General features: G+C 71.6%; 7 protein-coding genes and 2 pseudogenes. 3 read left to right on the top strand and 6 right to left on the bottom strand.

Annotated elements, in window-relative coordinates; genetic code table 11:
• Together GPY60_RS26805 and GPY60_RS26020 are read left to right on the top strand one after the other, a co-directional pair.
• Window positions 1–269 (top strand): annotated as a pseudogene (locus GPY60_RS26805) (PE-PGRS family protein); the annotation flags it as partial.
• Window positions 270–312: 43 nt separating this feature from the next.
• The gene (locus tag GPY60_RS26020; protein ID WP_156690573.1) at window positions 313–1581 is read left to right on the top strand and encodes a YibE/F family protein; all 1269 of its coding nucleotides are present in this window, start codon (window positions 313–315) and stop codon (window positions 1579–1581) included.
• Here GPY60_RS26020 and rfbA read toward each other — a convergent pair.
• The 3 genes from rfbA to GPY60_RS26005 are packed head-to-tail and all read right to left on the bottom strand — an operon-like array spanning window position 1529 to window position 3559.
• Entirely contained in the window at window positions 1529–2398 is an 870-nt protein-coding gene (gene rfbA, locus GPY60_RS26015) for a glucose-1-phosphate thymidylyltransferase RfbA (RefSeq protein WP_156690572.1), read from the bottom strand. The genes GPY60_RS26020 and rfbA overlap by 53 nt on opposite strands.
• A gap of 11 nt (window positions 2399–2409) precedes the next feature.
• Window positions 2410–2775: a nuclear transport factor 2 family protein gene (locus GPY60_RS26010; RefSeq protein WP_156690571.1), complete on the bottom strand. Its 366-nt coding sequence runs from the start codon at window positions 2773–2775 to the stop codon at window positions 2410–2412.
• 28 nt (window positions 2776–2803) lie between these two features.
• Window positions 2804–3559, bottom strand: a complete 756-nt coding sequence (locus GPY60_RS26005) for a maleylpyruvate isomerase family mycothiol-dependent enzyme (protein ID WP_156690570.1) — start codon at window positions 3557–3559, stop codon at window positions 2804–2806.
• 321 nt (window positions 3560–3880) lie between these two features.
• Here GPY60_RS26005 and GPY60_RS26000 point away from each other — a divergent pair, with 321 nt between their 5' ends.
• Window positions 3881–4213 carry a hypothetical protein gene (locus tag GPY60_RS26000; RefSeq protein ID WP_231639840.1) on the top strand — a complete coding sequence of 111 codons (333 nt, stop codon included), beginning with the start codon at window positions 3881–3883 and terminating at the stop codon, window positions 4211–4213.
• A 1-nt stretch (window position 4214) separates the two neighbouring features.
• Here the strand turns inward: GPY60_RS26000 and GPY60_RS25995 are convergent, their stop codons facing one another.
• The 3 genes and pseudogenes from GPY60_RS25995 to GPY60_RS25985 all read right to left on the bottom strand — a co-directional run.
• Complete coding sequence (locus GPY60_RS25995; RefSeq protein WP_156690569.1) at window positions 4215–5540, bottom strand: UDP-glucose dehydrogenase family protein; 1326 nt, start codon at window positions 5538–5540, stop codon at window positions 4215–4217.
• Window positions 5541–5633: 93 nt separating this feature from the next.
• Window positions 5634–6416, bottom strand: coding sequence for a hypothetical protein (locus GPY60_RS25990; RefSeq protein WP_156690568.1), 783 nt, complete (start codon window positions 6414–6416; stop codon window positions 5634–5636).
• A gap of 172 nt (window positions 6417–6588) precedes the next feature.
• Window positions 6589–6799 (bottom strand): annotated as a pseudogene (locus tag GPY60_RS25985) (NAD(P)(+) transhydrogenase (Re/Si-specific) subunit alpha); the annotation flags it as partial.

Below are 6799 nucleotides of genomic sequence, written 5' to 3'. Positions count from 1 at the left end.
CCGGCGGGGCCGGCGGCAACGGCGGCAACACCGGCGGCAACGGCGAACGAGGCGGCAACGCGCTGATATTCGGCAACGGTGGCAACGGCGGGGCCGGCGGCACCGGCGGCGTGCTGGGCGGGCAGGGTGGCCGCGGGGGCGCCGCTTCATTGCTGGTCGGCGACGGCGGCAACGGCGGCAACGGCGGGTTTGGCCCGACGCATGGCAGCCCCGGGGCCGGCGGTCCCGGCGGGCTGCTTGGCGTGGACGGGTTGACCGGGCTGGGGTAGGTGACGCCCTCGGGCGGATAGCGACCGCCCTACCCTCGATCGGGTGACGCACTCGCACTCCCACAGCCTGTCGTCCGGCCCGTCCCCGCTGGGCCCGCTACCCGCCAAGGTCGTCGTCGGGCTGCTCGTCGCGATCGGTGTGGCGGTCGTGGTCGGTGCGGTCGCACTGTGGCCGAGCCGGCAGCACGTCGACATCCCGATGCCGTTCCAGAACGCGGCCGGCGGCGCCGTGTCGACCCAGGCGGGGCACGTCCTGTCCAGCGCGCTGGGCGACTGCGGCAGCCCGTCGGCCAGCCAGGTGCTCACGACGGCGCCCGCGCCGGCAGCACCCGGCGGCGGCCGGTGTGTGCAGACCCTGGTCGCCATCGATTCCGGTCCGAACGCCGGGGCCAAGACCCTGCTCGAGTTCTCCCCCGGCCCGGGCCAACCGCACTTTTCGGCGGGTGATCGCCTCCGGCTGGCCCGGCAGGTCGACGACCAAGGAGTCACCAGCTACTCCTTCTACGACTTCGAACGCGGCTGGCCGCTGGTTTGGCTGGCGATCGGATTCGCGGTGGTGATCGTCGCGGTCGCGAGGTGGCGTGGGCTGCTCGCGATCGTCGGGATCGTGGTGGCGTTTGTGGTGCTGGTCGTCTTTCTGTTGCCGGCCCTGCGCGACGGCGCCCCCGCGGTCCCGGCGGCCCTGGTGGCGTCGGCGGCGATCCTGTATGCCGTGATCTACCTGGCCCACGGGGTGAGCCTGCGGACCAGCGCCGCCCTTCTGGGAACCCTGTCGTCGTTGCTGCTGGCGGCCGGGTTGAGTTGGGGGGCAATACAACTGACCCACCTGACCGGGCTGTCGGACGAGCAGAACGCGACGGTCAGCGCGTACCTGGGCAACGTGTCGATCAGCGGGTTGCTGCTCGCCGGATTCATCATCGGCTCGCTGGGCGTGCTCAATGACGTCACGGTCACCCAGGCGTCGACGGTCTTCGAACTCGCGCACCTCGGCGGCTCGCGGCGGGCCGTCTTCCTCGGCGCCATCCGGGTGGGCCGCGATCACATCGCCAGCACGGTGTACACCCTGGTGCTGGCCTACGCGGGCAGTTCGTTGCCGTTGCTGCTGCTCTTCAGCGTCGCCAACCGGTCGCTGACCGACGTGCTCACCGGCGAGAGCGTGGCCATCGAGCTCGTTCGTTCGGCGGTGGGCGGGATCGCGCTGGCACTGTCCGTGCCGCTGACGACGGCGATCGCCGCGGTGCTCGCCAAGCCGGCGGAAGTCAGCGGCGCTTCTCCAGCAGATCCAGCAGGTAGGTCCCGTAGCCGGACTTGACCAGGGTGTGGGCGCGGTCGGCCAGCTCCTGGTCGCTGATCCACCCCTGGATCCACGCGATCTCCTCCGGCACGCTGACCTTCAGCCCCTGCCGGCGCTCCAGCGTGCGCACGTAGTCGCTGGCGTCCAGCAGCGAGTCGAACGTGCCGGTGTCCAGCCACGCCGTCCCGCGCGCCATGACCTCGACCGCCAGCCGCCCCCGGTTGAGGTAGATCTGGTTGACCTCGGTGATCTCGTACTCGCCGCGCGCCGACTTCTTCAGGTTCTTGGCGATCTCGATGACGTCGTTGTCGTAGAAGTAGAGGCCGGGCACCGCGTACTGGGACTTCGGCGTGGCGGGCTTCTCCTCGAGCGAGAGCGCCATCCCGTCCTCCGAGAATTCCACGACGCCGTACGCCGACGGGTTGGCCACCCAATACGCGAAAATCGCTCCGCCGCTGATGTTTTGGAAGCGGTCCAGGCTGGTGCCCAGTCGCGGCCCATAGAAGATGTTGTCGCCCAACACCAATGCGACCGTGTCGGTGCCGATGTGGTTGGCGCCCAGGACGAACGCCTGCGCCAGACCCTCCGGCTGGGCCTGCTGCACGTAGCTGAGGTTGATGCCGAACTGCGAACCGTCGCCGAGCAGCCGCTCGAAGCCCGCCGCGTCGTGCGGGGTGGTGATGACCAGGATGTCGCGGATCCCGGCCATCATCAGCGTGGACAGGGGGTAGTAGATCATCGGCTTGTCGTACACCGGCAACAGCTGCTTGCTGATGCCCTGGGTGATCGGATGCAGGCGAGTGCCCGAGCCGCCCGCCAAGACGATCCCGCGCATGTGTGGTCCTCCTATTCGACGAGGTCGCCCTCGGTGAGCTCGGTAGCCGCCAGCGCCGACGCCAGGTCCTCGTGCCGGAATACCGACGTGACGTGATCGTGGACCACCCGGAAGGCGGACGCCGCACTGGTTCCGGATTCGGAGTCGGTGGCGACCTGTTCGGCGACCACCACGCCGTCATGCACGTACATCCGGCCGAGTTCCGCGGTGCCCCGGCCGGCGGAGGCCCACTTGCGGAGCGCCGCGTGGCCCTGCGCGGCCCCGTGCGCGTCACCGATTTCGATGTCGTCGCTGGACAAGGCCACCAGGGTGTCGAGGTCGGCGGTGTTGAGCGCGTCCTGCCACGCCAGCACGGTGGCGATCTCCGATGTGGTCATGGTCAGCAAGGTACAGTGTCCGCCCGGCTCACAACGGCGTACGGTCGAGCCAGCCTTGCCACACGGCGGCGTCGCCGAAGAGCTCGATGCCGGTGTCAGCGAGGGGCGTCCGGCGCAGGATGGCCAGCAGGAGTTCGGTGGCACCGCCCCGCAGCGCCACGGTCCCCTTGCCGTGTTCGTGCGCCCACGTGATTTTGCCGTCCTCGACGCGAGCGGTCCATTCGCCGGCCTCCCCGAGGTCCGGATCGGTGGCATGCAGGTGCAGCGTCTGACCCTCTTCGAGGGGCAGGGGCGCGCCGTCGGCGCCGGCCTGCACCGCGACTCGTTCCAGCCACTCGGTGATCGCGTCGGCCGCGAGCTCGGGGTCGAGGGTGAACGGGGCCCCGAGCGCGATGGCGGCGTCGGCGCGGTGAACCGCGGTCTCGTGCACCCAGCGCCGGAGCCACCAGCCCGCCGGGCGCGGCCCGAGGAACGTCCACACCGGCGTTTCGGCGCCCGTCAGCTCGACGGCGTCGACCAGCCGCTGGGCTCCGCCGCGCAGCCACGAGATCGCGTCCGCCGGATCCGGTGGCGGCTTGCCGCCCTCGACGGACCGGGGATCGAGTGGCTGGTCGAGTTTGTCGCGGACGATCTGGGCCGCCCAGCGTTCGCCCCGGCCGACGTGACGAAAAAGCTGCTTGAGCGTCCATCCCGGGCAGGTCGGCACGGACGTGGAGTCGTCCACGTCGACGAAGAGGTCGGCGAACGCTCGGTTTTCCTCAAGAAATGCGGCGGCGTAGTCCACGGCGGTCAGGCTACTCGGTGGCGGTTGCCGGTGGTGGCGGCTGTGTCCAGCCTCCTCCGGCAAACAGCGCGGGCGCGCAGACAATCCTCGTCGTCATGACGCCGCATTTGAAGCGTCTGTGTCGAAAGCACCTACCTCGTGAGCCTTTTCGCGAGGCCCTGTCAGCCCATGGCGGGTAGCACGCCGATTTGAGTGAGCGCCGGCAAGCAACCGGAGGGCGGTCAGAGCTCTTTGAGGGCGAAAGTCCCTAGTCGACGCGCAGGGCACGGACGACGCTCGTGCCATACCCATAGGTTGATCACATCCGGTCGGGAGGTAGCCATGCCGACCACAGCCGCAACGGCGCGGATCATCGGTGGGGCGCTCCTGTCCGGCGCCCTCGGCGTAACCGTCCTAGGGCTGGCCGCGGGCACGGCCCGCGCCACCGGCGGCCCATTTCAGTGGTGCCCCGGCCAGCCCCTGCCGCGTCAGACCTCACCGATCGTCTGGGACATGAACGTCTGCCACACCTGGTACGCCGTCGCCTACGGCGAGGGGAACGTTCCCCGCAGTGACGGCGGCCCGTCGAGCATCTGGGAAGGCCCCGATCCGCCCAACAATCCCCCGTCGTCCAACTGCGGCCTGTTCTGGTGCCCCGTGCCGCCGCACTACTGAGTCAAGGCCTCGGCGCCCCCAGGCGGTACACCTTCCAGCCCGCCTGCCGCCAGCGCGCGACATCGAGGCAGTTGCGGCCGTCGACGATCACCCGCGCGCGCACCCGGTCGGCCAGGTCCTCGGGGTCGAGTTCCACGAACTGCCGCCATTCGGTGAGCACCAGGACGGCATCGGCGCGTTGGCACGCCTCCTCCACCGAAACCGCATAGTTCAGCGTCGGGAACAGCCGCTGCGCGTTGTCCAGCGCCTTGGGGTCGTACACGTTGACCGCGGCGCCGTTCAGCTGCAGCTGACCGGCCACGTTCAGTGCGGGCGAATCGCGCACGTCGTCGGATTCGGGCTTGAACGCCGCGCCGAGCACGGCGATGTTGGCGCCCAGCAGCGAGCCCCCGCAGGCCGCGGTGGCCAGCTCTACCATGCGGGTGCGGCGGCGCATGTTGATGCTGTCCACCTCACGCAGGAAGGTGAGGGCCTGGTCGGCTCCGAGCTCACCGGCGCGGGCCATGAAGGCGCGGATGTCCTTGGGCAGGCATCCGCCGCCGAAACCCAAACCGGCATTGAGGCATTGGCGCCCGATGCGCGGGTCGTACCCGAGCGCGTCGGCGAGCAGGCTGACGTCGGCACCGGCGGCCTCGCACACCTCCGACACCGCGTTGATGAACGAGATCTTGGTCGCCAGAAAGGCATTCGCCGACACCTTGACCAGTTCCGCGGTCTGCAGATCCGTCACCAGGAACGGGACCCCGTCCTCCAGCAGCGGGCCGTACAACTCACGGACCGCGGGTTCGGCGCGCACCGAATCCTCCTGCACGCCAAGCACAATCCGGTCGGGATGCAGAGTGTCGTGCACGGCGAGCCCCTCGCGCAGGAATTCGGGGTTCCACGCGATCTCCACATCCACGCCGGCGGGCGCGAGCGCCGTTGCGCGCCGGGCCAACTCGGCCGCGGTGCCCACCGGGACCGTCGACTTGCCCACCAGCACCGAGGCCCTGGTCAGCCGCGGGACGAGCGCCTCGATGACGGCGTGGACGTGGCGCAGGTCGGCCGCGTACTCGCCCTTCTTCTGCGGCGTCCCGACTCCCAGGAAGTGCACGTCGGCAAACTCCGCGGCCATTTCGTAGTCGGTGGTGAAGCTCAGCCGGCCGGCAGTGATGTTGTCCTGCAGCAACTTCCGCAGACCCGGCTCGTAGAACGGAATGTCACCGCCCGCGAGCTTGGCGATCTTTCCCGGATCGATGTCCACCCCAACGACCTCGTGACCCAGTTCCGCCATCCCGACCGCGTGGGTGGCGCCCAGGTAGCCGGTGCCGAAGACGGTGCATCTCATAGCTCCGGTGTAGGTGGCCGCAATGAGCGGACTGCATCGGGCCGCTGAGCGGGAGGCAAACGGGAGATGACAGGTGGGACGGGAATCCGTCGGCTAGTCGTGGCCGTGGCCGTGGCCGCCGCCGAAGCCGCCGCCAAACCCGCCGTGGCCGCCGCCACCGGGGAAACCGGGGAAGCCGCCGCCGCCGTGCGGCCCGTCGTCGTGACCGCCACCGCCACCGGGCCCGAAGCCACGACCCGGGTTGAAGCCGCCTCCCGGGGGCCCACCGAGGCCGGGTATCGGCAACGGAATAGGAATCGGGATCGGCGCAACCACCGGGGGTGGCGCGGGCGCCGGGATCGGCGGCGCCTCGGGGATGGGCGCGGGAGCGGGTGCCGGAGCCTCGGGGATCGGCGCGGGGGCCGGCGCCTCGCGGCGCGAGCCCCTCTTAGAGGTCGCGGCCGGGGCCGCCCCGGCGGCCGGCAGCCGTTCGGCGGCGTAGCCCGTGAGCGTTTTCTGGCGGGCGTCGAGTGCCCCGCCCGCGGCGCCGGCCGTGGTTGGGCTGTAGCCCGCGCCGCCGTTGCCGCCGTTGCCGCCGGAGGTGGGAGCGGTGCCGTTGCTGCCGGCGCTGGGCGTGCCCGAACCCGTCCCGACGGTGCCGTGAGTGCCGGCCGTGCCGCGGTTGCCGCCGTCACCGCCGGTGCCGCCGGTGGGGTTGTTCAGGGTGCCGTCGGCGCCCCTGCCGCCGTTGCCGCCGGCGCCGCTGTTGCCGCCGCTGCCGGCATTGCCCGCGGCGCCGGTCGTCGAGCCGGTGCCGCCGTTGCCGCCGTTGCCGCCCTGACCGCCGTTGCCGCCGTTGTTCCCCGCGCCGCCGTTACCGCTGTTGACGCCGCGCACCCCGGCCGCGCCCCCCACCCGCCCCGGCGGCCAAGTCGCGGCCGCGCCCGCCCACCAGCGGCTCCCACCCCCGCGCGCGAACCCCACCCGTCGGCGAGCGCGCCCTAGGCCTGCGCACCCCCCCGCGCCGGCCCCGGCGGCCGCGCCCGTCCCGGCGGGCGGCCCGTGCGCCCCCCCCCGCGCGCACGGGGCCGCCCCTGGGGGGCGGCCCGCCGCCCCGGGGGGTGCCCGCCCCCAGCCGCTGGGCGGCGGCGGGCGCCGGCGCGCCCGCCACGCCGACACCGAGCACCAGCACGGTCGCCGGCTTCACCGTGCCGGCCGCGGTTGTCAACATGGGGAAGAACCGGGTCAACTCGGTGGCCGCCAGCAGCACCGCCTTATAT

It is taken from the genome of Mycobacterium sp. Marseille-P9652, from assembly GCF_902652685.1.
Classification (GTDB): domain Bacteria; phylum Actinomycetota; class Actinomycetes; order Mycobacteriales; family Mycobacteriaceae; genus Mycobacterium.
Note: the sequence above shows the minus strand (reverse complement) of the source record. Positions and strands in the feature narration are given on the sequence as shown.

Excerpts from the sequence above, each read along its gene's own strand:
- GPY60_RS26010 (WP_156690571.1), bottom strand. The coding sequence starts at position 2,775 with ATGACCACATCGGAGATCGCCACCGTGCTGGCGTGGCAGGACGCGCTC.
- GPY60_RS25995 (WP_156690569.1), bottom strand. The coding sequence starts at position 5,540 with ATGAGATGCACCGTCTTCGGCACCGGCTACCTGGGCGCCACCCACGCG.
- rfbA (WP_156690572.1), bottom strand. The coding sequence starts at position 2,398 with ATGCGCGGGATCGTCTTGGCGGGCGGCTCGGGCACTCGCCTGCATCCG.
- GPY60_RS26000 (WP_231639840.1), top strand. The coding sequence starts at position 3,881 with ATGCCGACCACAGCCGCAACGGCGCGGATCATCGGTGGGGCGCTCCTG.